Consider the following 248-nt stretch of genomic DNA (forward strand, 5'->3'; position numbering starts at 1 on the left):
CTTTTCGGGTCGGGTCGGTCTCACCTACGAGGGCGACTATGGACTGTCGCCCTACGCAAGTTATTCGACATCGTTTAATCCGGTCATTGGCGTGAGGATGAACGGCGGTGGCTTGCCCAAGCCGACGCGCGGCCGGCAGATCGAGGCGGGTCTGCGCTGGCGACCCGCAGGCAAAAACGTGACGTTAAGCGCAGCCGTCTATCAGATCAATCAAAGCAATGTCGTCACGCCGGCGCCGATCAATCTCG

At 60.1% G+C, this 248-nt stretch carries 1 protein-coding gene; it reads left to right on the forward strand.

Annotated elements, in window-relative coordinates; genetic code table 11:
• On the forward strand, window positions 1-248 hold a 248-nt coding region (locus SB753_RS40040; RefSeq protein WP_410805547.1), incomplete at both ends, for a TonB-dependent receptor domain-containing protein.

Origin of the sequence: Paraburkholderia sp. SIMBA_053 (assembly GCF_046534895.1) — a bacterium.
Lineage (GTDB): Bacteria > Pseudomonadota > Gammaproteobacteria > Burkholderiales > Burkholderiaceae > Paraburkholderia > Paraburkholderia caledonica.